Below are 23,424 nucleotides of genomic sequence, written 5' to 3'. Positions count from 1 at the left end.
ACAACCGCCGCTCCCAGCTCCCATCACTCCGCCGCGATCGCCACGCCGTCGTCATCGAACCCCAGATCGGAGTTCTTGAGTTCGACGTTAAGACCCAGCGAGCGCATTTCCTTGACGAGCACGTTGAAGCTCTCCGGGATGCCGGCCTCGAAGGTGTCGTCACCCTTGACGATCGCTTCATAGACCTTGGTGCGGCCGACCACGTCGTCCGACTTCACCGTCAGCATCTCCTGCAGGGTGTAGGCTGCGCCATACGCCTGCAGTGCCCAGACCTCCATCTCACCGAAGCGCTGGCCACCGAACTGCGCCTTACCACCCAGCGGCTGCTGCGTGACGAGGCTGTACGGCCCGATCGAACGTGCGTGGATCTTGTCGTCGACCAGGTGGTGCAGCTTGAGCACATACTTGTACCCAACCGTCACCTTGCGGTCGAAACGGTCACCCGTGCGGCCGTCGAACAGGTCGACCTGACCCGACTCGTCCAGCCCGGCAAGCTTCAGCATCGCCGAAACGTCGGCCTCGACCGCGCCGTCGAACACCGGGGTGCCCATCGGAACGCCCGAACGGACATTCTGCGCAAGGTCGAGCAGCTGTTCGGGCGAACGCTCCGCGATCTCGTCGACATAGTTCTCGCCATACACGGTGCTCAGCAGCTCCTTGACCGCTTCCGGCGGTTCGCCGGCCTGCGGGTTCGGATTGGCTGCGCGCCATGCGTCCAGAGCGTCGCCGATCTTGCGGCCCAGACCGCGCGCGGCCCAGCCCAGATGCGTTTCGAAGATCTGACCGACGTTCATGCGCGAAGGCACGCCCAGCGGGTTCAGCACGAAGTCGACCGGCGTACCGTCCTCCAGGAACGGCATGTCCTCCTGTGGCAGGATGCGGCTGATGATGCCCTTGTTGCCATGACGGCCGGCCATCTTGTCGCCCGGCTGCAGCTTGCGCTTCACCGCGACGAAGACCTTGACCATCTTCAGCACGCCCGGGGGCAGCTCGTCACCACGCTCCAGCTTCTCGCGGCGGTCTTCGAACTTGTCCTTGATGCGCTTTACGGCCTCGTCATACTGGCCCTTCACCGCTTCCAGGTTGCTCTGAACGCCATCGTCGGCGACCGCGAACTTCCACCACTCGTGGCGGTCGACGCTGTCGAGCAGGTCTGCGTCGATCTCGACACCCTTCTTCAGGCCCTTGGGCGCTGCCGTGGCGGTCTGGCCGAGCAGCATCTCGCGAAGCCGCGACCAGGTCGCACGGTTGAGGATGTTGCGCTCGTCGTCCGAGTCCTTCTTCAGGCGCTCGATCTCTTCGCGCTCGATTGCCATCGCGCGCTCGTCCTTGTCGATGCCGTGACGATTGAAGACGCGCACGTCGACGATCGTACCGGCAACGCCCGGCGGCAGGCGAAGCGAGGTGTCGCGCACGTCGCTGGCCTTTTCACCGAAGATCGCGCGGAGCAGCTTCTCTTCCGGCGTCATCGGGCTCTCGCCCTTGGGCGTGATCTTGCCGACCAGGATGTCGCCCGGCTCGACCTCTGCACCGATGTACACGATGCCCGCTTCGTCGAGGTTGCGCAGGGCTTCCTCGCCGACATTCGGGATATCGCGCGTGATGTCCTCCGGCCCCAGCTTGGTGTCGCGGGCCATCACTTCGAACTCATCGATATGGATCGACGTGAACACGTCGTCCTTCACGATGCGCTCGTTGATCAGGATCGAGTCTTCGTAGTTGTAGCCGTTCCAGGGCATGAACGCGACGAGCACGTTGCGGCCCAGCGCCAGCTCGCCGAACTCGGTCGACGGGCCGTCGGCGATCACGTCGCCGGCCTTCACCACGTCGCCCACCTTCACCAGCGGACGCTGGTTGATGCAGGTCGATTGGTTGGAGCGCTGGAACTTCATCAGCGTGTAGATGTCCACGCCGCTTTCGCTCGCATTCACGTCGCCGGTGGCGCGGATCACGATGCGCGACGCGTCGATCTGGTCGACCACGCCGCCGCGGCGTGCCGAGATGGCAGCGCCCGAGTCACGGGCAACCGTCTCTTCCATGCCGGTGCCGACGAAAGGCGCTTCGGCCTTCACCAGCGGCACGGCCTGACGCTGCATGTTCGATCCCATCAGCGCGCGGTTGGCGTCGTCCTTTTCCAGGAACGGGATCAGCGATGCCGCGACGGAGACCAGCTGCTTGGGCGAAACGTCCATCAGCGTGATCTGCGACGGGAACGCCATCAGGAATTCGCCGGCCTGACGCGAGGAAACCAGTTCCTCGGTGAAGCGGCCTTCTTCGTCGAGCTCGGCCGAAGCCTGCGCGATCGTGTGCTTGGCCTCTTCCATCGCCGACAGATAGACGACGTCGTTGGTCACCTTGCCGTCGATGATGCGGCGGTACGGCGTCTCGATGAAGCCATACTTGTTGACGCGGCTGAAGCTCGCAAGGCTGTTGATCAGACCGATGTTCGGGCCTTCCGGCGTTTCGATCGGGCAGATACGGCCATAGTGGGTCGGGTGAACGTCGCGGACTTCGAAGCCTGCGCGCTCACGCGTCAGACCGCCCGGCCCAAGTGCCGAAACGCGGCGCTTGTGCGTCACTTCGGACAGCGGGTTGGTCTGGTCCATGAACTGCGACAGCTGCGACGAACCGAAGAACTCGCGCACCGCGGCAACCGCGGGCTTCGCGTTGATCAGGTCGTTCGGCATTACGGTGGACACGTCGACGGAGCTCATGCGCTCCTTCACGGCGCGCTCCATGCGCAGCAGGCCGACGCGGTACTGGTTCTCCAGCAGCTCGCCCACCGAACGCACGCGACGGTTGCCCAGGTTGTCGATGTCGTCGACTTCGCCCTTGCCATCCTTCAGGTCGACCAGCGTCTTGATGACGGCCAGCAGATCTTCGGTGCGCAGCGTGGTGACGGTGTCCTCGGCGTCGAGGTCCAGGCGCATGTTCAGCTTCACGCGGCCCACGGCCGACAGGTCGTAGCGCTCGGGATCGAAGAACAGGCCGGCGAACAGCGACTCTGCGGTCTCCAGCGTCGGCGGCTCGCCAGGGCGCATGACGCGATAGATGTCGCTCAGTGCCTGCTGGCGCTCTTCGGCCTTGTCGACCTTGAGCGTGTTGCGGATCCACGGACCCGTGGCGATGTGGTCGATGTCGAGCAGCTCGAGCCGCTCGATGCCTGCCTTGTCGAGCAGTTCGAGATTCTCGGCCGACACTTCGTCGCCGGCTTCGATGTAGATCTCGCCGGTGGCTTCGTTGATCAGGTCATACGCGCTGTAGCGGCCGAAGATTTCCTCGGTCGGGATCAGCAGCGTGGTCAGACCGTCCTTGGCCGCCTTGTTGGCAGCGCGCGGGCTGATCTTCTGGCCGGCCGGGAACACGATCTCGCCCGAGCTCGCATCGATAATGTCGAACATCGGCTTCGCGCTGCGCCAGTTTTCCGCCTGGAACGGGATCTGCCAGCCGCCTTCGCCGCGAACGAAGGTCACGCGGTTGTAGAAGTGGTTGAGGATGTCCTCGCTGGTCAGGCCCAGCGCGTACAGCAAAGTCGTGACCGGCAGCTTGCGCTTACGGTCGATACGGACGTTGACGATGTCCTTGGCGTCGAACTCGAAATCGAGCCACGAGCCGCGATACGGGATGACGCGCGCCGCGAACAGATACTTGCCGCTGGCGTGGGTCTTGCCGCGGTCATGGTCGAACAGGACGCCCGGCGAACGGTGCATCTGGCTGACGATGACGCGCTCGGTGCCGTTGATGAAGAACGTGCCGTTCTCGGTCATGAGCGGCATGTCGCCCATGTACACGTCCTGCTCCTTGATATCGAGCACCGACCGGGCTTCCGTGTCCGGATCGACCTCGAACACGATCAGGCGCAGCGTGACGCGCATCGGCGCTGCATAGGTGATGCCGCGCTGACGGCATTCTTCCACGTCGAACTTGGGATGCTCAAGCTCGTAGTTGACGAAGTCGAGCTCGGCGGTGCCGGCGAAGTCGCGGATCGGGAACACCGACCGCAGCGTCTTTTCCAGGCCCGACACGTAGCCGATCGAAGGATCGCTGCGCAGGAACTGTTCGTAGGATTCGCGCTGAACCTCGATCAGGTTCGGCATCTGCACCACTTCGTGGATGTTGCCGAACACCTTGCGGATGCGGCGCTTCAGCGTCCCGCCCGAGCCTGCGCGCGCAGTTGCGGCGCCGCCTTCGATCGCATTGGTAGCCATAGGGTTTTTCTTGCCTCGTCAGCCGTAAATTCGTGCCCCTGTCCGGGGCCGGGACGTGCGAAGCGACGCGAAAAAGCCGCTCGACATCCTTTCGGATTTCGGCAGCTCCCAGCGTCGTCTCGATCCACAGAACCAATCCTTGTCGATGCACTGCGCGACGGCGCATCATTTCCCGGCTCTGTGGTGTGAGGGCGATATAGGTCACCCGATCCTACATGTCAAAGGGGGCGGGGGTGTATACACCGCAACTCTTTGAGCAAAAACGATAACCGCCTTTTTGGACCTCTCGTTATCCGCGTATACCAGATGCTGGCCGCCCCGAAATCAGCGACTCCGCAGCCCGGACCCGAGACTCCACCACCGCCCCGGTAAACCGCTCAATCGCCCGACGGACGGGCGAGCGCACAACCTCGCTCCCCCAACCCAGTGCCAAAGCCCGCCCATCCAGCCGCGCCACCGAACTCTCCACCAGCATGGACGGAAACGGCAGCGCAACCTGCGGCGAGGCAAAGCTCTCCCCATCTTCCACCGGCGCGACCAGCAACGCCCCAGCCACGCGCGAAACATAGCCACTAGGCGACAGCCGCGCCCACCACGCCGCTGCAAAACACGCCGCCCCCTGCGCCACCAGCAGCACGGCCCGATCCGCCTGCGTCACCGCAGCATCGATCCGCGCCCCCAGCAGATTGCGCTGCGCCACCGTGTCCGCCTCGAACGGCACATGGCTGTGGCTCCCGAACGATCCGCCGACCATGCGCAGAAGATCGGACGGCCCCTGTTCCGCAACCGTGACCAACGAGAACTGACCCGTGGCAAGCAGAGCGCGCATACGTGACCTCCGTCCTAATCCTGGGAGGCTATGCCGGCTCAGCAGCAATGAGGACAAACTTTGCGTTGCCCCCCACCTACCTTACCTTCAGTTCCGCTGTTCGGCACGTCTGCGAATGCGGCGGTCGCTTAGCATCGCAAGGCACCAGACCAGCAGGCCGCCCAGCGCGAGCGCGGAGCCGACATAGCCGGTGGAGGACCAGCCCCAGCCTGCCGCCACCGCCATGCCGCCGAGCAGGGGGCCGAGCGCGTTGGCGGTGTTGAAGGCGGAGTGATTGAGCGCGGCGGCAAGTGCCTGCGCGTCGCCGGCGACGTCCATCAGCCGGGTCTGGAGCACGGGACCGAGTGCGCCGCCGAAGCCGACTGCGAATACGTCCAGGCAGAGCAGCCAGAAATTGCCGGTGGCAAGCGGGTAGAGCGCAAGGGCGAGGGCGCTGCCGATCAGCAGCACTGCGGCGGTGGGCATCAGCGCGCGGTCGGCATAGCGCGGGGCGATGATGTTGCCCGCGGTCATGCCTAGGCCGAAGATGCCCAGTGCGACCGGGATCATAGCCGGGGACACCTTGGTCACTTCAAGCAGCGTGGAGGCGACATAGGTGTAGACGCAGAACATGCCGCCAAAGCCGATCGCCCCGATGCCGAGCGTCAGCCACACCTGACCATTGCCGAGCGCGGCGAGTTCGCGCAGCGGGCTGACGCTGCGGTCGGGCTTGTCGCCGGGAGCGAGGAACCAGACGAGCAACATGGTCAGGAGGGCCAGCACAGCCACCAGCGCGAAGCCCCAGCGCCACCCGATCGCCTGGCCCATCCAATTGGCCATGGGCACGCCGATCACGGTGGCGACGGTGAGGCCGAGCAGCACGCGGCCTACCGCCTGGGAGCGCTGGTCCGTAGGTACCAGCGAGGCGGCGACCAGCGAGGCGATGCCGAAATAGGCGCCATGGGGCAGGCCGCTGAGGAAGCGGAACAGCAGCATGAGCTCATAGCTGGAGGCGAGTGCGCTGAGGCCATTGAACAGCGCGAAGGCGCCCATCAGCAGGATCAGCAGCACGCGTCGTGATAGCCGGGCGCCGAGCACCGCCAGCAGCGGGGCCCCTACGACCACGCCGAGCGCATAGGCGCTGATGACGTGGCCGGCGGTCGGCTCATCGATGTCCAAGCCGGGCGCGAAATAGGGCAGCAGGCTCATGGTCGCGAATTCGGTGGTGCCGATCGCGAAGCCGCCCATCGCGAGCGCGAAATGGACGATGCCGGGGCGGCGGATCGCCGCGGGGGCGGCGTCCGCCCGTTGGGCGCTGGTCAGGTCATGCATGCGCCGCAGGTGGCCATGCTGCAGTGCAGCGTCAACCTGCGGCGCGCTTGGGCTATTGATAGCCGCCGTTTTCCTCGCGTTCCTCGGCGGCCTCTTCCTGGACGCGCTCCATCTCGTTCGACTGGTCGTCCGCGGGCTCTTCCTGGGGATCGTAGGTCATGGCGTTTCTCCGGTGTTTGCCGGTCAACGAAGCATGGGGAGAAGGGGTCCGCTCAGCGGGCGAGCATTTCCAGATAGGTGTCGAGCACGACCTGGTTGATCGCGTCCCAGCGATAAGCCTGGGCCTTGGCATGGCCGGCCTGTGACTGGGCCCGGTAGAGGACGGGGTCCTGCGCCAGGCGGGCGATGGCGCCGGCATAGGCGGCGACGTCGCGCGGGGGAACGAGGAAGCCGGTGACGCCCTCGTCGATCAGGTCCACCGCGCCGGTGGCGCGCGCGGCGACTACCGGCACGGCGGCGGCCATCGCTTCCAGCGTCACATTGCCGAAGGTTTCGGTAACTGAGGGGTTGAACAGCACGTCCATCGAGGCGACGGCGCGGCCGAGATCGTCGCCGCGCTGAAACCCGGCAAAGGCCGCGTCGGGCACGCGCTCGGCAAACCAGTCGCGCGCCGGCCCGTCGCCGATCACCAGAACCTTGTGACGCACGCCCTGGGTTCGCAGCGCGGTGCAGACCTCGGCAAAGATATCGAGGCCCTTTTCCAGGACCAGGCGGCCGAGAAAACCGACGGCGAACTCATCGTCGGCGATGCCGAGCGCGCGGCGCCATTCCAGGCTGCGTCGGCCAGGATTGAAGCGGTCGTGGTCGACGCCGCGCGACCAGGTGCGGATCGGGGTGGTAACGCCCCATTCGCGCAGCAGGTCGGCGGTGGACTTGCCCGGAGTAACTACCTGGTCGACGCGGTTGTAGAAGCGGGTGAGCGCCTTGATCATCAACGGCGCGACGAAGCCGATGCCGTAATATTGGGGATAGGTTTCGAACCGGGTGTGGAGCGAGGCCAGGCTGGGAATGCCGCGAGCGCGCGCCCAGCTGACCGCGCGGTGGCCGAGCACCTCGGGAGCCGAGACATGGACGATGTTGGGGGCGAAGGCCTCCAGGTCGCGCTTCGTCTCAGCGGGCAGGCGCCAGGCGAAGCGGTATTCGCTCCGACCGCCGGGCACGGGAAGCGCGGGAACGCTCACCAACTCGCCGGTGGGGGCGAAGGCGGGCTTGTCGGTGGTGGGGGAATAGACCCGCAGCGTCACGCCTTGCGACAGCAAGTGGCCGGCGAGGAAGTTCAGCGCCTGGTTCGCACCGTCGCGGACATAATTGTAATTGCCGCTGAAGAGCGCGACGCGAAGGTCGGAAGGCTGCATCGCGGCGGCTTAGCGGGGGCATGGGGTGCGGGCAAGTTTGCCACGAGCCTGCCGCATTCTACAATGAAAATGGAGGGATCAACGAAGCGCCGGGGGGTGCGGAATGGACATGACGGATTGGAGCGCCTGGGATGGCGCTCTCGAAGGCGTCGCAAGGGCGGCGGCGAACGACAACGAGGCGGGCTTTGGCCGCGCCCGTGTGATGCTGCGGGTGGTTGCGCCCGGCTGACGCTTGGCGGTTGTTCCTGTCCTGTTCTTGCGCTAGGCTCACGCGCATGGCGAAACCGAAGAAACGCTATGTCTGCCAGTCCTGCGGGTCGGTGACCGCGCAATGGGCCGGGCAGTGCGGGGACTGTTCCGAATGGAACATGCTGCTGGAGGATGCCGGCGGCGTGGTGACGCCGTTCCAGGCACGGCATAACCTGCAATCGGGCGGGCGGGCGATCCAGCTGACCGGGCTCGACACCGATGTGGCGCTGCCCGAGCGGATGGCGACGGGAATTGCCGAGTTGGACCGCGCGCTGGGCGGCGGGTTTGTCGAGGCCAGCGCAACGCTGATCGGCGGCGATCCTGGGATCGGCAAGTCGACGCTGCTGCTTCAGGCTGCGGCCAAGCTGGCGCGGCGGGGGCTGAGCGTTGCCTATGTGTCGGGCGAGGAAGCGTCGGACCAGGTGCGTCTGCGCGCGCGCCGGCTGGGGCTGGGCGACGCGCCCGTACAGCTTGCGGCAGCCACATCGGTGCGCGACATCCTGACCACGCTGGGCCAAGGCGCGCCGCCGGCGCTGCTGATCATCGACTCGATCCAGACGATGCATTCGGACCTGATCGAAGGCGCGCCGGGGACGGTGAGCCAGGTGCGGGCGAGCTCGGGCGAGCTGATCCGCTTTGCCAAGGAACGCGGCACGGCGCTGGTGCTGGTCGGGCATGTCACCAAGGACGGGTCGATCGCCGGGCCGCGCGTGCTCGAGCATATGGTGGATACGGTGCTCGCCTTTGAGGGGGAGCGGAGCCACCAATACCGCATCCTGCGCGCGGTGAAGAATCGTTTTGGCGGCACCGACGAGATCGGCGTGTTTGCGATGCAGTCCGAGGGGCTGGAGGAAGTGACGAATCCGTCGTCGCTGTTCCTGACGCAGCGCGATGAGAATGTGACGGGCACGGTGGTGTTCCCGGCATTGGAAGGTACGCGGCCGGTGCTGGTGGAGATCCAGGCGCTGGTGGTGCGGCTGGCGAGCGGGGCGACGCCGCGGAGGGCGGTGGTCGGCTGGGATAGCGGGCGGCTGGCGATGATCCTGGCGGTGCTGGAAGCGCGGTGCGGGCTGAGCTTTTCAGCGTGCGAAGTGTATCTGAACATCGCCGGCGGGTACCGCGTGCAGGACCCGGCTGCGGACCTGGCAGTGGCGGCGGCGTTGGTGTCGGCGTTGTCCGAGCGGCCGCTGCCGGCGGATGCGGTGCTATTCGGCGAGGTTGCGCTCTCAGGCGAGGTGCGGCCGGTGGCGCATGGGTCGCTGCGGTGTCGGGAGGCGGCGAAGCTTGGTTTCGAGCGGGCGCTGGCGCCGTCTTCGCAGCCGGATGCGGGTGGGTTGAAGGTCTCGGGGTTTCGGAACCTGGGTGCTTTGGTGGAGCATTTGCTGGGGCGGTGAGGTATCCCGTGGGCGGGAACTGCGGCTCGACCCTTTCGGGCTGGGCCGAGCAACACTTCGTCACCGGGCTTGAGCCGGCGCCCCCAGAAGAAGAAGCGGGATCCCGGCTCAAGGCCGGGATGACGGGGTAGGATTTAAGCGGCTTGTTAGCGTTTCTCGACGTTGGAGGAGCCGGGCCCGCTTACAACCTACTGGCGCGGCTCAGCCGTCCGCCTTTGGCACCGGCGCACCGAGCTTTTCAGCAATGCGGGCGACCTCTTCGTCAGTGGGCGGCTCAGGGAGCGTCTCGCCCGGGGCTAGGGCTTCGTCGGGAATGCCCGGGGCGGTGCCCGCGATGGGCTCGTCTCTGGCCCGTTCGTTGGGGCCGTTGCTGATCTTTTCCTGCGACATCACCTGCTCCTGTCCTGTTCGTAGGTAGAACACATGGGGGCGCCAAAGGATCTCCGCTTTCGCGCCGCCCCCGTCCTGCGCTAGGGACGCGCGCGGAGGGTTTTCATGGGACTGACAGGGCTGGACATCATCGTGCTGCTCGCCATTGGCGGAGCAGGGGTGCTGGGCTTTATCCGCGGCTTCGTGACCGAAGTGCTGGCGCTGCTCGCCTGGCTGCTCGTCGTGATGGCGCTCAAGCTGTTTCATGGACCACTCTCAGAGGTGCTGGCCGGAACGGTGGGCACGGTGCAGGGCGGCGCGGTGCTTGCCTTCGCGATCCTGGGCGGCGCCACCTATTTCGGCGGGCGGCTGGTTGCGCGCGCGATCGGATCGCGCACGCGCGACAGCTTCCTGGGGGCGGTGGACCGGGCATTGGGGTTCGGCTTTGGCGCACTCAAGGGCCTGGTGCTGGTGAGCGTCGCATTCCTGCTGGTGGTGCTGGTGTTCGATACCGTTGGCGGCGGCAAGTCGGGTCGGCCGGCCTGGATCACGGGTTCCGCGACCTATCCGATCCTGGACCGCACGAGCGCAGGCATCGCCGTGATCGTCGATCGGCGCCGGCGCGGCGAGCCGGTGTTCGGCGAAGACCGGGACGAATATCTGCGCAACGCAAATCGCGACGGCGAATAGGGCATCCCAAGCGCAAAGCGCTCGCACTTGCGGCCTGGCTTGCCTAAGTCTGCAGCCATGAACGCGCCGCTGTACAATACCGACATCCTGCGGCTTGCCGCATCCATTCCGTTCGACGAGCGGCTGACGGCGCCGGACGCCACGGCGGAGAAACGATCACCGGTGTGCGGCAGCCGCGTGACCATCGATGTCGCCCTGGACGAGGAGGGCCACGTTGCGGCGGTAGGGATGCTGGTGCGGGCGTGCGCGCTGGGCCAGGCGTCCTCGTCGCTGATGGGCGCGCATGTGATCGGGCGGAGCGCGGCCGACCTCGCTGAGGCACGCGACCAGCTAACCGCCTGGCTTGCCGGGGAGCGGGACACGCCGCCCGATTGGCCGGGCATGGAGATTTTCACGCCAGCGCTGCCGCACCGAGGCCGGCACGCCTCCATTCGGCTGGCGTTCGAGGCCGCCGCTGAGGCCGCCGAGCAGGCGGGCCGCGGCTGATGGAAGCGCATGGGGGCATGTCGCTGCTGCACGACGGGGCGCCGCTGCTGGGCTTTGCGCTGGTGTTCGTGCTGCTGTTCCGGCGGCTGGGGCTGGGTGCGACGCTGGGCTTCCTGGTCGCGGGCGCGGTCGTCGGGCCGCAGGTTCTGGGGCTGGTCGGCGACGCCGAGGCCAAGATGGGCATTGCCGAGCTTGGCATCGCGCTGCTGCTGTTCCTGGTTGGCCTCGAACTTAGCCCGTCGCGGCTGTGGCGGATGCGGCGCGACATCTTCGGACTGGGGCTGTTGCAGGTCACGGTGTGCGGATTGGTGTTGGCGGGGCTGGTGTGGGTGGCGACGCGCTTCTCGCTTGGCGCTGCGTTGGCGTTGGGGCTGCCGCTGGCGCTGTCATCGACTGCACAGGTGCTGCCGCTGCTGCAATCGGCCGGACGGCTGCGCACCGATTTCGGCGAGCGCGCCTTTGCCATCCTGTTGTTCCAGGACCTGTCGATCGTACCGCTGATTACGATCGTGGCAGCGATGTCGCGCAATCCTGCGGACCAGGGCGGTCCGCCGGGATGGATGCTGGGGCTGTATACGGTGGGGGCGATCATCGGTCTGGTGTTGGCCGGGCGTTTCCTGTTGCGGCCGCTGTTCCGGCTGATCGGCAATCTGGGTGAGCGAGAGATGTTCGTCTTTGCCGGCCTCTTCGCGGTAATCGCCAGCGCGGCGGTGATGGAGGCACTGGGGCTTTCGGCAGCGTTGGGGGCGTTTATCGCGGGCGTGATGCTGGCGGACTCGCCCTACCGCCACGAACTGGAGGCTGACGTAGAGCCGTTCCGCGCGATCCTGCTCGGGCTGTTCTTCCTGGCGGTGGGGATGGCGCTGGACCTGAACGCCATTGCCGAGCGACCCTTCTTTGTCGCGGGAATGGCGCTGGCGCTGATCGCGGCCAAGGCGGCCCTGATCATGGTGCTGGGGCTGGTGTTCGGCATGAAGACGCGCCAGGCCTTTGCGCTGGGCATCCTGCTCAGCCAGGGCGGCGAGTTCGGGTTCGTGCTCTTTGCGCAGGCGCAGCGCGCGCTGCTGATCGAACCGGCCGCCGCGAGCATATTCGGTGCGATCGTGACGCTTTCGATGGCGACGACGCCGTTCCTGATGATGGCGACCAAGCGACTGCGCGCCGAGCCGGTAGCGAGTTCGGAAGGGCTGGACGTGCCGCGCCAGGATGGCAGCAACGCCGTGGTGGTCGGCTATGGCCGGTTCGGACAGACCGTGGCGCAGATGCTGATCGGCCAGGGCATTCCGGTGACCATCATCGACACCGATGTGGAGATGATCCAGACCGCCGCCGATTTCGGCATGAAGGTTTACTATGGCGACGGCACGCGCATCGACCTGTTGCGCCAGGCCGGGGCGGGAGACGCGCAGTTGCTGCTGTTCTGCCAGGATGGCGACGGGTTGGACACCGACAAGCTGGAGGGGCTGCACCACGCCTTCCCCGGCGCGTCGATCTTTGTGCGCGCCTATGACCGGCGTTCGGTGATGAAGATGAAGGGCGCGCCGATCGCTGGCGCCGTGCGCGAGGTGCTGGAAAGCGCAATCGTCATGGGGCGTCGCGCGATGCAGGCGGTGGGCGTGGACGTGACCGAAATCGACAAGACCGAAAGCGAGTATCGCCGACGCGATTATGAGCGGTTGAAGGTGCAGCGCGAGACCGGCGACCTGTATGCCGCGCGCGATTCGATGTTCAGCCAGGCGGGGCAAGCCGCCGCCATGCAAAGCGACCTGGAGCGGAAATGAACATAGCGGTTCTGGTAGCGGCACTTTCCGGCGCGCTTGCGGTGGGCGCCGGGGCGTTCGGCGCGCATGGCGCGCAGGGGCAGGCGGTGGAGTGGCTGAAGACCGGCGCGCAGTACCAGATGGTGCATGTGGTGGCGGCGCTGGTCGCGTTGCAGATGGGCGTGCGCCCGGCTGCCTGGCTGTTCCTGGTCGGCGGGCTGATCTTTGCCGGCACGCTCTACGCCATGGCGCTGGGGCAGCCACGCTGGCTGGGCGCGGTCACGCCGATCGGTGGCGTGTGCCTGATCCTTGGGTGGCTGTGGCTGGCCTTCAGCGCAGTGCGCGGCGGGTAAGGCGGGGAGCCTCACCTAGCCGCGCAGCTGCCTCAGCGGGCTTGCTTAGCCTTGCGGTACGGCACGAAGTCGCCGAGCAGGACGAAGCCGCGCTGGAAGCCTGCGCCGCGATCGATAAGGTTCACTGCCTCCCCACGGCAGAGCTGGGTGCCGATGCTGCGCGTCACCAGAATCGAGTTGTCGTCGAGCGACTCGGCGCCCGATTGCGGCCGATTGACGTAGAGCGTGCCGCCGTCCCGATAGACGATGGCGCGGCCGGGAATGACCTGGCTGGAGCGTGAGCGGGTGAGCGAGATGCAGCTTACCGGCGTGCCCGCGGTGCGGTTTGCCAGCAGCTTCTGCATCTGCACGTCGGGGCTGTCGCGGCCGACCGCCATTGCAGGAGACGCGACCATCGCCGCGCCGATCAACAGAGTGGAGAGTATCGTACGCATGGTGCTTCCTTTGCCGTCCTGCGGCTGAACGCACGCTGACCCGCAGAGGCTCCGCGGGTCAGTGCACGTCCGGACTGGGAAGCCGTTGCGGCTCAGCCGCGACCGATAAGCCGCTGGGCGATACGGTCGGCGACTTCGCTCTCGGGATCGCCGGTGCGCTCGCTTTCGTCCCACACTTCGGTCAGGCGCACGGGGATCTTCTCGACCCGGGCATCCACCTCGGCACGGTCGCCCTTGCCCAGGTATTCCAGCGCGACATTGATGATGCCGCCAGCGTTGATGACGTAATCGGGCGCGTAGAGGATGCCGCGGTCGTGCAGGCGGTGACCGTCCTGGCGGGTCTCCAGCTGGTTGTTGGCTGCACCGGCCACAACCTTGCACTTTAGGGCTTCGATGGAACGTTCGGTCAGGATTGCGCCGAGGGCGCAGGGGCTGAGCACGTCGGTTTCGAGCGCGAGGATCTCATCGGCAGCCACGGCTTCGCCGCCCAGTTCGGCAGCCAGCGCCTTGCCACGATCGGCATGAACATCGGCGAGCACAAGCTTGGCGCCGTCGGCTGCGAGCAGGCGGGCAAGGGCGCCGCCCACCGAGCCGACGCCCTGGATTGCGACGCGGACGCCAGCCATCGAGTCGGTACCCAGCCCACGCTTGGCCGCCGCCTTGACGCCCAGATAGACCCCGCGTGCAGTCACCGGACCCGGATCGCCGCCCGCGCTGCCCGCCGCGACCGGCAGGCCGGACACGTGCTTGGTCTGAGTCGCCACGATCTTCATGCGCGCTTCGGACATGCCGACATCCTCGGCAGTCACATAGCGGCCCTGGAGCGACTCAACGGCGCGGCCAAAGGCTTCTAGCTGGGCGGTGGTGATCTCTGCGCCGGGCTTGTCCGCCAGCACCACACCCTTGCCGCCGCCCATGGGCAGGTTCGCCATGGCGTTCTTGTAGCTCATGCCGCGCGATAGGCGCAGCGCGTCGGTGATCGCCGCGTCCGAGCTGGCATAGTGCCAGAATCGCACGCCGCCAGCGGCCGGGCCAAGGTTGGTGGAATGCACGGCGATGATGGCGCTAAGGCCCGATTCGCGGTCGCTGAAGAGGTGCACGCCCTCATGGTCGTCGAAGTCGGGAAAGCCCCAATCGGTCAGCACAAGCATAATCCTGACTATGGATGGGATGGGGCGACCGACGGGACTTGAACCCGCAACTTCCGGCATCACAAGCCGGCGCTCTAACCAATTGAACTACGGTCGCCGTGGAGGTTGGCCGCTTAGCGGTGCGTTTGCGGGAACGCAAGATAGTTGCGGCATTTCCTTCACGCGAAATCCGCACGGCGCGTTTGGCGGCGCTCATGTCGGCGCGCGTGGAGAGGCGTTGATCCGTGCGGCGCTGGAAACCGGCAGCGCGATTTGGCAGAGTCGGCGCATGCAGAGCGTTCCTAACTTCGGGTCTGGCCACCCGTCCGCGCCGGTGGTCGAGCACATCCTGCGCCAGAGCGGCGTGCAGCGGGTGCCGAGCCCCAAGGTCGCGATGTTCATCGTGAAGAACTTTATGCGCCCGGATATGTGCCAGGCGCTGATGGCGCAGATCGATGGGAAGCGGCGCCCGTCCACGATTGCCGATCCCAATGGCGACAGCGCCTTTCGCACCAGCGAGACCTGCGACCTGGATCCAGCCGACCCGCTTGCCGCCGAGCTGAAGCAGCGGATCGTGGCGCTGACGGGGCTGGATCCTGCGCATGGCGAGCCGATGCAGGGGCAGCGCTATGCCGTGGGTCAGGAGTTCAAGGCGCACACCGACTATTTCGATCCCACGGGGCAGGACTTCGCCCGTTTCTGTACGGTGGCGGGCCAGCGCACCTGGACGGTGATGCTGTACCTGAACGAGGTGGAGGCGGGCGGGGCGACGCGGTTCAAGGCAGTCGACAAGATCGTCCAGCCGGAGACCGGCAAGCTGCTGGCCTGGAACAACCTGCGGCCGGACGGCACGCCGAACCCGTCGACGCTTCACCACGCGATGAAGGTCAGGGCGGGCACCAAATACGTCATCACCCAGTGGTTCCGCGAGCGGCCCTGGAGCTGGTGAAAGGAAAGGGGCTCCGGCCCGTCCACGCTGGAGCCCCTTTTCTTCAGAAGCGGGTGCTCAGGCCCAGTGAGAAGGTGCGGCCCAGGTCGTAGGTGTTGGTATCGGCGAGACCGGTGGTGCCGCCATAATCCTGGAACTCGACGAAGCGTGTCTTGGTCAGGTTGCGGCCCTCGAACTTCAATTCCCAGTCGCCGCCCAGCACCTGGAAGCCCTGGCGCAGCACGAAGTCCAGGCGGATGCCGGGGCTTTCGACGATGGGCGGAAGGCCGCCGCTCGAGAGCAGACCGCGGGCGACGATGCGATCGCTGGCATAGTTGAACAGGAAGGTGAGCTGCGAGAGCCGCTCGGTATCCTCAAAGCCGACCTGAAGGTTCACCAGATGGTCGGACTGGCCGACCAGTGGCTGACCGGAAACGAAAAGTTCGTTCGCCGGCCGCTGCACCGTGCCCGGATTGATCGGATCGCGGATCAGCTGGTTGCCCGCGAACACTTCGGACTGCGTGTAGGTGTAGTTGGCGATCAGGACCAAGCGGCGGCTGGCGAACAGGTCGCTGCTGATGAAGTCGAGCGGCACATATTTCTGGACCTCGACCTCGGCGCCGTACAGCTCAGCCTTGGGCGCGTTGGCGAAGTTGATCTGGGTGTTGTTGCTGCCCGCGACCTGGAAGCTAACCGTCTCGATCGGGTTGTCGATCTTTTTGTAGAAGGCGGCTGCCGTGAAGCGCTGATCCTTCCCAAAGAACCACTCATAGCGCGCTTCGAAGTTGGTCAGCTTGCTGTCCTGCAGGAACGGGTTGCCGTAGAAAACTCGGTCCGAGTCATAGTCGAGGTAGAGCTGCGGCGCGAGTTCGCGGAACTGCGGGCGGGCGATCGTCTTGGACGCGTTCAGGCGCCACTGCATGTCGGGCGCGAAGTTCCAGGTGAGCGTGGCGGCCGGCAGCCAATAGTCGTTGCTGAGCGTCGTCGCTGCCTGTCCATCGGTCGGCAGCACGGTCTGGTCGGCGGTTTCGTAGCGAACGCCCGCGGTGACGCGCATGCCGTCGGCGATCTCGCCTTCAACCTGGCCATACCCCGCGTGCACCGTCAGTTCGGCGTCATAGGCGCGCGCGCCCTGGCTGGTGGTCGAGGGACGCAGGATGATGCCGTTCAGCTGGATGTTCGCGTCGGACAGCAGGTAGTCGGGGCGCAGCTGTGAATAAGGATCGCCCAGAGCAACACCGCCCGGCAGCACAAAGTCGAATGTGTAGCGCGAGGAGGTGCGGTCGGTGTCCTGATAGGCATAGCCCGCCTGGATCTTGAACGGACGGCCGAGGTTCAGGTCATAGGCAAGGTCGATGCCGCCCGACCAGAGGTCCTCGTTCAGGTCGCTGAACGCCAACGTGGCATAGGTGCCACCTGCCAGCGTGTTGCGGTAATCCTTGATCGACGCGTCGTAGAGGTAGCGGAACTCGCGCTCATAGGGCGATTTGCGCTTGGTGTTGGCATAGGCGCCGCGGACATCGACATCGAGGTCGCCGAAGTCGAACTCGCCCACACCCTGGCTGGTGAACAACTGGCGTTCAAACCAGTTGGTGTTCTGCACCATGATCGGTGCCTTGCCGTCGATCAGCGACTCATAATTCTCGCCAGTGCCGGCGCCGAGGCGTCCCTGCTTGAGCGTGTCGTGAATGTAGAGATTGGTGAAACGGATGCGGTGCTCGCCGAATTCGGCGCCGAAGCCGAGCAGGCCGTTCACCAGCGCGCGATGATCGGTGACCACGCGGCGGAACTCGGTGCTGGGAATGGAGCGGACGCCGCTGACGGAATCGCGCGTGCGCCAGCTGTTGCTGATGCCACCGCTGGCGACGATGCCGAGCCGCGCGCCGCCAACGTCGGTGGCGCCGCCCAGGCTCACTTCGCCCGAGAAGTTGGGGGGAATATGGTAGTTTTCGAACAACACCGTGGTTTCGGCGTTGGTCAGCTGCGTGACCTGATTAGTGGGCACGTTGGTGCGGTTCGCGCCCGCGTCGCGGATGAAGCCCGGAACCTTGCGCTCGCCGGTATCGTAGCCGAGCCAGTCGTGCGACCCGCCGTCATAGGTGTAGCCGAGCTCGCTGGTGGTCTCGGTGTCGAAGCCTGCCGAAGCGCCGATCGAGAAGAAGGATTCCTTTGGCACCGCAGTGGTGGTCAGGTTGATCACGCCGCCGCCGAATTCGCCCGGATAGTTGGCGGAAAAGGTCTTCTGGACCAGGCCCGAACCGATGACGCTGGTCGGGAAGATGTCGAGCGGCACCACGCGGCGCAGCGGCTCGGGGCTCGGCAGCGGAAGGCCATTGAGGAGCGAAAGCGAATACCGATCGCCAAGCCCACGGACATAGACAAAGCCGCTACCGACAACGCTGAGGCCCGTAACCCGCTGGAGCGCGCCTGCAATGTCGCCCTCGCCGGTGCGGGCGATGTCCTCGGCCGACAGCACGGAGACCACCTGCGCGGTGCTGCGCACCACGTTGGGGATGTTGCGGCCGACCACGACGATCTCGCCGATATCGTCACCACCGGCGCCGGGTGCAGAAATCTCCACATCCTGATCGGGAACCTGCTCGGGCGGGGTCTGGGTTGCCGGGGGCGGGCTGGACGTCTGGGGCGAGCCGCCACCCGTCGTCTGCGCCAATGCGGCCGGCGCGATCAGGCAGGTGGTGACGGCCAATAGACTTGCAAAGGCGAGCTGGTGCTTCATCGGGGTATCCGCTGTTCGTGATGTGGCTTCAAGAAAAGGCGGGGACGGCAGCCAGGCCGCCGTCCCCATTTGCCCCCATTCCCGGCCTTAAAGGGCGGAGCAGGACCGGCTGGTCGAGCCGAAGTTCGCGCGGTTGGAATTGCAGGTCCAACCCTGGAACCAGGTGTCGTTGGGGCCGCTGACCGCGCCGATGTAGGGCGTGTTGACGAAGAACGCCGAGCCAGACGGGTTGAGGCCCGTTGCCGCGAACGGGGTCACTGCCAGGGTCGTCGTCGTCGGGTAGAAGCCGTTCTGCACCGCGCCTGCGGCGGTGCCGTTGGTGGTGTTGCCCGTGCTGCCCCCGCTCGTGAAGAACTCGGCCTGTTCGGCGGTGGTGATGGTGTTCTGGTTCACTGCGTTCTGCGCCGCCAGCTGCGTACCGCAAGCGAAGTAGATCGAGTTGAAGCGCGGCGGACCCTGGTCCTGGAGCGCGGCATTGGCCGGGCGGATCGTGCCGCGATCGGCGGTGCCGGCCTCAGTCAGCAAGCAGGCGCCGGGCGTGACTAGGATCGAGTTGACCAGGCTCAAGTCCGCGCTGCCCCGCAGACGGATCGCCGCCAGCGGATTGGTGGTGCTGGTGTTGGTGTGGATGAAGGTCGCGTTGGAGATGCGGCCAAAGGTGCGCGGCAATGCCTCCTCAGGGTTCGCGCCGGTCGCCGGCGCGAAGCTGGAGTCGATTTCCATCGAGAAATTGTCGGTGGTGGTGTTGTTCGGCTTCTGCGCGGTGATCAGGAACTGGACCATGCCGCGCCAGCCCACATCGAAGTCCAGGCTGTCATCGTCCGCGCCGGTGATCACGATGTTGCGCAGATTGACGGTGCCGCCGAACAGCTCGATGCCATCGTCCGAGCTGTTGTGGATCTGGACGTGATCGATGGTGGTGCCCGAGCCGGTGCCCGCCAGCGTCAGGCCCTGAAGCTCGTTGTTCGGGCTGATGATGGTGCCCGAGTAGCGAATCTGCACGTACTGGAAGACGCCCGAGCTGTCGCCCGGGGCGTTGCCGCCGTACAGCGCGTTACCGGTGCCTTCGACCACATTCTCGCACGTGGTGCTGCTGCCCGCGGCGTCGTTCACGCCGGTGGTGCAGTTGGCGATAGGTGCGCGGCCGGCGAGGATCACGCCGCCCCACAGTCCCTGGCCGGCATCGTCGGCCGGCAGCGTGCCGGTGAGGTTCGCCTGCGCGGTGAAGATGATCGGCGCGGTGGCGGTGCCCTGTGCGTTGATGGTCGAACCGCGATTGACGATCAGGAAGTCGTTGTCGGTGTTGGTGGTGTTGGCGAAGATCAGCGCGCCGGCACCGATGGTCAGCGAGCCGGCGGTGCCCGCCAGGCCCTGCGTACCGCGATCCGTGCCCACATCGACGCGGCCGTTGATCTCATAAGCGACGCCGGGTGCCTGAGCGGCGCTGGGGAGGGTCAGGTTGGTGACCAGCGTGGGCAGGCGGCACACGCGATAGTTGCCGAGCACGCCGCTGTCGGTGAGCGCCTGGCCGGTGTTGGTCGGGCAAGCCGCGGCTGGGGTGCCAGCGGTGGGCGTGGGCGTCGGGCTGGGAGAAGGCGCGGGCGCCGGGGCCGGAGCAGGGCTCGGGAAGCCGCCTTCGCCAGGAGACGCCACGCTGCTGGCGCCGTCGCACGCCGCAAGGCCGAGCGAAGCGCAGCTGGTGAGTAGGATGAGGCTAAGGCGTTTGAAGCTGGCCATATGTTCTCCGTTCCGGCGGACGCCGGGTTGCGCGGGTTCGAAACTGTTGCGGGATCGACTCGGCTTGTCCCCCTGTCGGCCGCATGCCGGCGCTAGGCGGCTTCCATGACGGACAGGTTGGAGTTTGGAGTAGTTTCGAAGACGTTCCGGTTACGGATATGTGACGCGCCGCTATGGAGTAACGCGCAACAATGTTGCTAAGTGCGGCACGATCGCCGTGCTGGCGGGTTGGGAGTGCTATGCCGGTCGTCGTTCCACCCACATCGTCTCACGGAGCGGCGCCGCGCCTGAACGCAATGCTGGAAGATGCGTGGGGCAGGGAATGGCTCTCACGGCCCGTGCTGGAGCCTGAGGCGCTGATCGTGGCGGCGCGCAAGAAGACGGGGCTGTCCCAGTTTGGCGACGCGCCGGGCTGGCGCGAGCGGCTGACGCTGCTGACGCAGGCGCTGCATGGGGAGGCGGCGCTGACGCCTCTCGGCCGGGTGGTGGCCTATGGGCAGCTCGTCTCGGCGCTGGCCAATCGGGCGCGCGCGCACGCCTTGTGGCGGCGGCATCCCGAGATCCTGGATATTCCGGTCCGGTCGCCGATCGTGGTGCTGGGGCAGATGCGATCGGGAAGCACGCGGATGCAGCGGCTGCTCGCCTGCGATCCGCGGCTGGCGCATACGCGGTTCTTCGAAAGCTGGAACCCATTACCCGGGGTGCGCCTGGGAAGAATGGACGATCGCCTGCTGCGCGGGTGGATGGGCCTGCGCGCCGCGCATTGGCTGAACCCGGAGTTCAGTGTCATTCACCCGACCGGCACGCGCCAGCCCGACGAAGAGATCGGGCTGCACAACGTGTCGATCTTTGGATCGGCGTTCGAGGCGCAGTGGCGGGTGCCGAGCTTTGCCGCGGCGGGCGAGGCGATGGACGCGCGGCCGGTCTATGCCGAATTCAAGCAGCTGCTCCAGACGATAGCTTGGCTGCGCGGTGAGCGCGGCGAGCGGCCATGGATCCTGAAGGTGCCGCAGCTGACCCAGGATCTGGCGGCGCTGCTGGAGGTGTTTCCCGATGCGCGGCTGGTGTGCCTCGACCGGCCCGCAGCGACGCTGGTCGCGTCGTCGGCATCGCTGGTGCACAGCCAGATGCGGGTGCAGTCGAACGCGGTGGACCGGCACTGGATCGGGCGCGAGTGGCTGCGCAAGATCGCGCTGCGCCAGCGGCGAATGGCGGCGGCGCGGAGCGGTGCGGACGTGGCGCAGGTGGATGTGCGATTCGAGGCGATGAACGCGGACGCGCTGGGCGAGATGCGTCGGGTGTACCACGCGCTAGGGATGGTGCTCACGCCGGACGTGGAGCGGCGGATGGCGCGCTATCTTGCGCGGCCGAGCCATCGCAAGCTGGCGGCGCATCGCTATGCACTGGAGGATTTCGGGTTGAGCGAGGCGCAGGTTCAGGCGGCGATGCCCGGCACGGCGTCGCCAGACATGCTGCGGCTTGTGCCCGGCATCCCCGGCATCGGGCAGGAACCGGCGCAGGCCCGGGCCCGCGCCGGATAGCGATCACTTAGGGGTAATGATCCTCTCTACCCCGCCAGCAGTGGCGGGGTGATAGGTGCCGCGTGCTTCGGCGAAGAAGCGGCGGGCGATCGGCTGGCCCCAGTCGCCCTGCTTCATCAGCCCTTCGTAGATCGGGCGGATCAGCAGGCCTCGGCCGACGCTGTTCACGAACGCTTGGATAGAGGGCAGCGCGGGTTCGTAGCGGTTGGCGATGGCAAGTTCGGCCCACGCCGAGCGGACATAAGCGTTGTTCGACTTGGACAGGCCAAGGGTTTCGTCGAGTTCCTTGAGGCGTGCCGGGGTCTGCTGGCGGGGCAGGCCGTTGAGGAAGCGCATCCATTGCTGGGTGCTCCAGCCCTGCGGCTGCACCGCCGAAACCGGGCCGCCAGCCTTCACCGCGGCGAGCTTGGCATCCACTTGGGCCAGCGTGGCCGATTGGACGTGGACGGCGTTCTCGGGGAGGCCGGGCTGGTAGGCCCAGCGGTCGAGCTCGAGCTTGGCTTCCAGCGCCTGGTCGCCCTTGATCAGGTTGGCGCGTAGATCCGCGAGGAAGCCCGCGGTGGTCTGCGGCTGGAAGGCGTGGCGGTCGAAATAGGAGCGCAGATAGGCGTCGAAACGCGGGCGCCCGACCGCATGTTCGACGGTGCGCAGGAAGGTGGAGCCCTTGAAATAATCAAGCTGGCCGAAGGTCGCGCTAGGTTCGCCATGCAAGCGCGTAGTCGGCGCGTGTGGGCCGCCAGCGTCTTTGATGTCGCTTTGCAGGCCATCCCAGTCGAGATCGGCGTACATGGCGGCTCGCTCGGCGCCATACACCGCCTCCATGATGCGGTTCTCAAAATAGGTGGTGAACCCTTCGTTGAGCCAGTTGTCCGACCAAGTCGCGTTGGTGACGAGATTGCCCGACCAGCTGTGCGCCAGTTCATGTGCGACGACGTCGGTGTTGGAGCGGTCACCGGTGATGATCGTCGGGGTGAGGAAGGTGAGCGTGGGGTTCTCCATGCCGCCAAACGGGAAGGAGGGTGGCAGGACAAGCATGTCGTAGCGGCCCCAGCGATAGGGGCCGTACAGCGCCTCGGCCGCGTCGATCATCTTTTCCACGTCGCCGACTTCGTACGCGGCGGCGTCGAGCTGGCGCGGTTCGGCCCAGACGCCGGAGCGGGGGCCGGTTGCCTTGAAGGCGAGGTCGCCGACCGCCATGGCGATCAGGTACGGCGGCACCGGCTTGTCCATACGGAAACGGAAGCTGTGCATGCCCTTGCCCGCCGGCTGACCCTTGGCGCCGTCGAGCCGCTCTCCGCTCATCACGGCAACGAAATCGGTGGGAACGGTGATCTTGGCGTCCCAGGTCTGGCGGATGCCGGGGCTGTCCTGCGTCGGGATCCAGCTGCGGTTGTTGATCGGCTGGCCCTGGCTGAACAGGTAGGGCTTGGCTTTGCCTGCGGTGAGCTGGGGCGGCAGCCATTGCAGCGCAGTGGCGCCGGGCCTGGTCTCGTAGCGGACGACGATGCGCTTGGCGCCGTTCAGCTGAATGGTGAGCGCCTGGCCCAGTTCGGGGTCGTCCTGTCCCACCGTGTAGGGGAGCGGCTTGCCGGCAGCGTTGGTGACCGACGCGATGACGAGATCGTCGATGTCGAGGATGACCTCGCGCGCGTTCCTGGCTGCGAGGACGTCCAGGGTGGCGGTGCCGCGCATTGTCTTTTTGGCGAAGTCGGCGGTGAGGTCGAGCCCGACATGCGTGACGCGGGCGACCTGCGGCTGGGCGCGGGTCCAGACGTCCTTCGCCTCAGGGGTGGTGAGGATCGGGGCGGGCACCTGCTGGGCGAGGGCCGCGGAGGCGGTGGTGGTCATCAGGACGGCGAGGGCGGGGAGGAGGATGCGCATGACGCGGTGGGTAAGCAGGTTGCGGGTGAACG

The 23,424-nt window shown here is 66.4% G+C and carries 18 protein-coding genes and 1 tRNA gene; 8 read left to right on the top strand and 11 right to left on the bottom strand.

The window, feature by feature from the left end; translation table 11 throughout:
• Positions 1-23: 23 nt before the first annotated feature.
• The 4 genes from rpoB to LQ953_RS13600 form a co-directional block, all read right to left on the bottom strand.
• Positions 24-4,208, bottom strand: a complete 4,185-nt coding sequence (gene rpoB, locus LQ953_RS13615) for a DNA-directed RNA polymerase subunit beta (RefSeq protein WP_231031454.1) — start codon at positions 4,206-4,208, stop codon at positions 24-26.
• Between the two features lie 289 nt (positions 4,209-4,497).
• The gene (locus LQ953_RS13610) at positions 4,498-5,037 is read right to left on the bottom strand and encodes an alpha/beta hydrolase (protein ID WP_231031453.1); all 540 of its coding nucleotides are present in this window, start codon (positions 5,035-5,037) and stop codon (positions 4,498-4,500) included.
• A gap of 87 nt (positions 5,038-5,124) precedes the next feature.
• Positions 5,125-6,348: an MFS transporter gene (locus tag LQ953_RS13605; protein ID WP_231031452.1), complete on the bottom strand. Its 1,224-nt coding sequence runs from the start codon at positions 6,346-6,348 to the stop codon at positions 5,125-5,127.
• Positions 6,349-6,560: 212 nt separating this feature from the next.
• Positions 6,561-7,703, bottom strand: a complete 1,143-nt coding sequence (locus tag LQ953_RS13600) for a glycosyltransferase family 4 protein (RefSeq protein ID WP_231031451.1) — start codon at positions 7,701-7,703, stop codon at positions 6,561-6,563.
• 103 nt (positions 7,704-7,806) lie between these two features.
• Here LQ953_RS13600 and LQ953_RS16270 point away from each other — a divergent pair, with 103 nt between their 5' ends.
• Together LQ953_RS16270 and radA are read left to right on the top strand one after the other, a co-directional pair.
• Positions 7,807-7,932, top strand: a complete 126-nt coding sequence (locus LQ953_RS16270; protein ID WP_269141491.1) for a hypothetical protein — start codon at positions 7,807-7,809, stop codon at positions 7,930-7,932.
• A gap of 46 nt (positions 7,933-7,978) precedes the next feature.
• Entirely contained in the window at positions 7,979-9,346 is a 1,368-nt protein-coding gene (gene radA / locus LQ953_RS13595) for a DNA repair protein RadA (protein WP_231031450.1), read from the top strand.
• Positions 9,347-9,547: 201 nt separating this feature from the next.
• On the opposite strand, the gene LQ953_RS13590 is transcribed toward radA, so the two are convergent.
• The gene (locus LQ953_RS13590; RefSeq protein WP_231031449.1) at positions 9,548-9,736 is read right to left on the bottom strand and encodes a hypothetical protein; all 189 of its coding nucleotides are present in this window, start codon (positions 9,734-9,736) and stop codon (positions 9,548-9,550) included.
• Positions 9,737-9,841: 105 nt separating this feature from the next.
• On the opposite strand from LQ953_RS13590, the gene LQ953_RS13585 reads away from it, so the two are divergent.
• Genes LQ953_RS13585 through LQ953_RS13570 form a run of 4 tightly spaced genes read left to right on the top strand, consistent with a single transcriptional unit; the run spans position 9,842 to position 13,004 of the window.
• Complete coding sequence (locus LQ953_RS13585) at positions 9,842-10,405, top strand: CvpA family protein (protein ID WP_231031448.1); 564 nt, start codon at positions 9,842-9,844, stop codon at positions 10,403-10,405.
• A 57-nt stretch (positions 10,406-10,462) separates the two neighbouring features.
• Positions 10,463-10,891, top strand: coding sequence for an iron-sulfur cluster assembly scaffold protein (locus tag LQ953_RS13580; RefSeq protein ID WP_231031447.1), 429 nt, complete (start codon positions 10,463-10,465; stop codon positions 10,889-10,891).
• On the top strand, positions 10,891-12,672 hold the full coding sequence (locus LQ953_RS13575; RefSeq protein WP_231031446.1) for a cation:proton antiporter domain-containing protein: 1,782 nt from the start codon (positions 10,891-10,893) through the stop codon (positions 12,670-12,672). The genes LQ953_RS13580 and LQ953_RS13575 overlap by 1 nt, the downstream gene beginning before the upstream one ends.
• Positions 12,669-13,004, top strand: coding sequence for a DUF423 domain-containing protein (locus LQ953_RS13570; protein ID WP_231031445.1), 336 nt, complete (start codon positions 12,669-12,671; stop codon positions 13,002-13,004). Before LQ953_RS13575 ends, LQ953_RS13570 begins: the two co-directional genes overlap by 4 nt.
• A gap of 32 nt (positions 13,005-13,036) precedes the next feature.
• Here LQ953_RS13570 and LQ953_RS13565 read toward each other — a convergent pair whose 3' ends face one another.
• The 3 genes from LQ953_RS13565 to LQ953_RS13555 form a co-directional block, all read right to left on the bottom strand.
• Entirely contained in the window at positions 13,037-13,438 is a 402-nt protein-coding gene (locus LQ953_RS13565) for a hypothetical protein (RefSeq protein ID WP_231031444.1), read from the bottom strand.
• A gap of 92 nt (positions 13,439-13,530) precedes the next feature.
• The gene (locus tag LQ953_RS13560; protein ID WP_231031443.1) at positions 13,531-14,583 is read right to left on the bottom strand and encodes a Glu/Leu/Phe/Val family dehydrogenase; all 1,053 of its coding nucleotides are present in this window, start codon (positions 14,581-14,583) and stop codon (positions 13,531-13,533) included.
• 26 nt (positions 14,584-14,609) lie between these two features.
• Positions 14,610-14,686 (bottom strand) — tRNA-His (locus LQ953_RS13555).
• 171 nt (positions 14,687-14,857) lie between these two features.
• On the opposite strand from LQ953_RS13555, the gene LQ953_RS13550 reads away from it, so the two are divergent.
• Positions 14,858-15,517, top strand: coding sequence for a prolyl hydroxylase family protein (locus tag LQ953_RS13550; RefSeq protein ID WP_231031442.1), 660 nt, complete (start codon positions 14,858-14,860; stop codon positions 15,515-15,517).
• A 43-nt stretch (positions 15,518-15,560) separates the two neighbouring features.
• On the opposite strand, the gene LQ953_RS13545 is transcribed toward LQ953_RS13550, so the two are convergent.
• Entirely contained in the window at positions 15,561-18,233 is a 2,673-nt protein-coding gene (locus LQ953_RS13545) for a TonB-dependent receptor domain-containing protein (RefSeq protein WP_231031441.1), read from the bottom strand.
• An 87-nt stretch (positions 18,234-18,320) separates the two neighbouring features.
• Positions 18,321-19,970 carry a hypothetical protein gene (locus LQ953_RS13540; RefSeq protein WP_231031440.1) on the bottom strand — a complete coding sequence of 550 codons (1,650 nt, stop codon included), beginning with the start codon at positions 19,968-19,970 and terminating at the stop codon, positions 18,321-18,323.
• 296 nt (positions 19,971-20,266) lie between these two features.
• Between LQ953_RS13540 and LQ953_RS13535 the strand changes: the two genes are divergently transcribed.
• Entirely contained in the window at positions 20,267-21,511 is a 1,245-nt protein-coding gene (locus tag LQ953_RS13535) for a sulfotransferase family protein (protein WP_231031439.1), read from the top strand.
• Between the two features lie 3 nt (positions 21,512-21,514).
• Here the strand turns inward: LQ953_RS13535 and LQ953_RS13530 are convergent, their stop codons facing one another.
• Positions 21,515-23,392: a M1 family metallopeptidase gene (locus LQ953_RS13530; protein ID WP_231031508.1), complete on the bottom strand. Its 1,878-nt coding sequence runs from the start codon at positions 23,390-23,392 to the stop codon at positions 21,515-21,517.
• Between the last annotated feature and the right edge of the window lie 32 nt (positions 23,393-23,424).

The organism is Sphingomonas sp. IC-56 (assembly GCF_021043375.1).
Classification (GTDB): Bacteria; Pseudomonadota; Alphaproteobacteria; order Sphingomonadales; family Sphingomonadaceae; genus Sphingomonas.
Note: the sequence above shows the minus strand (reverse complement) of the source record. Positions and strands in the feature narration are given on the sequence as shown.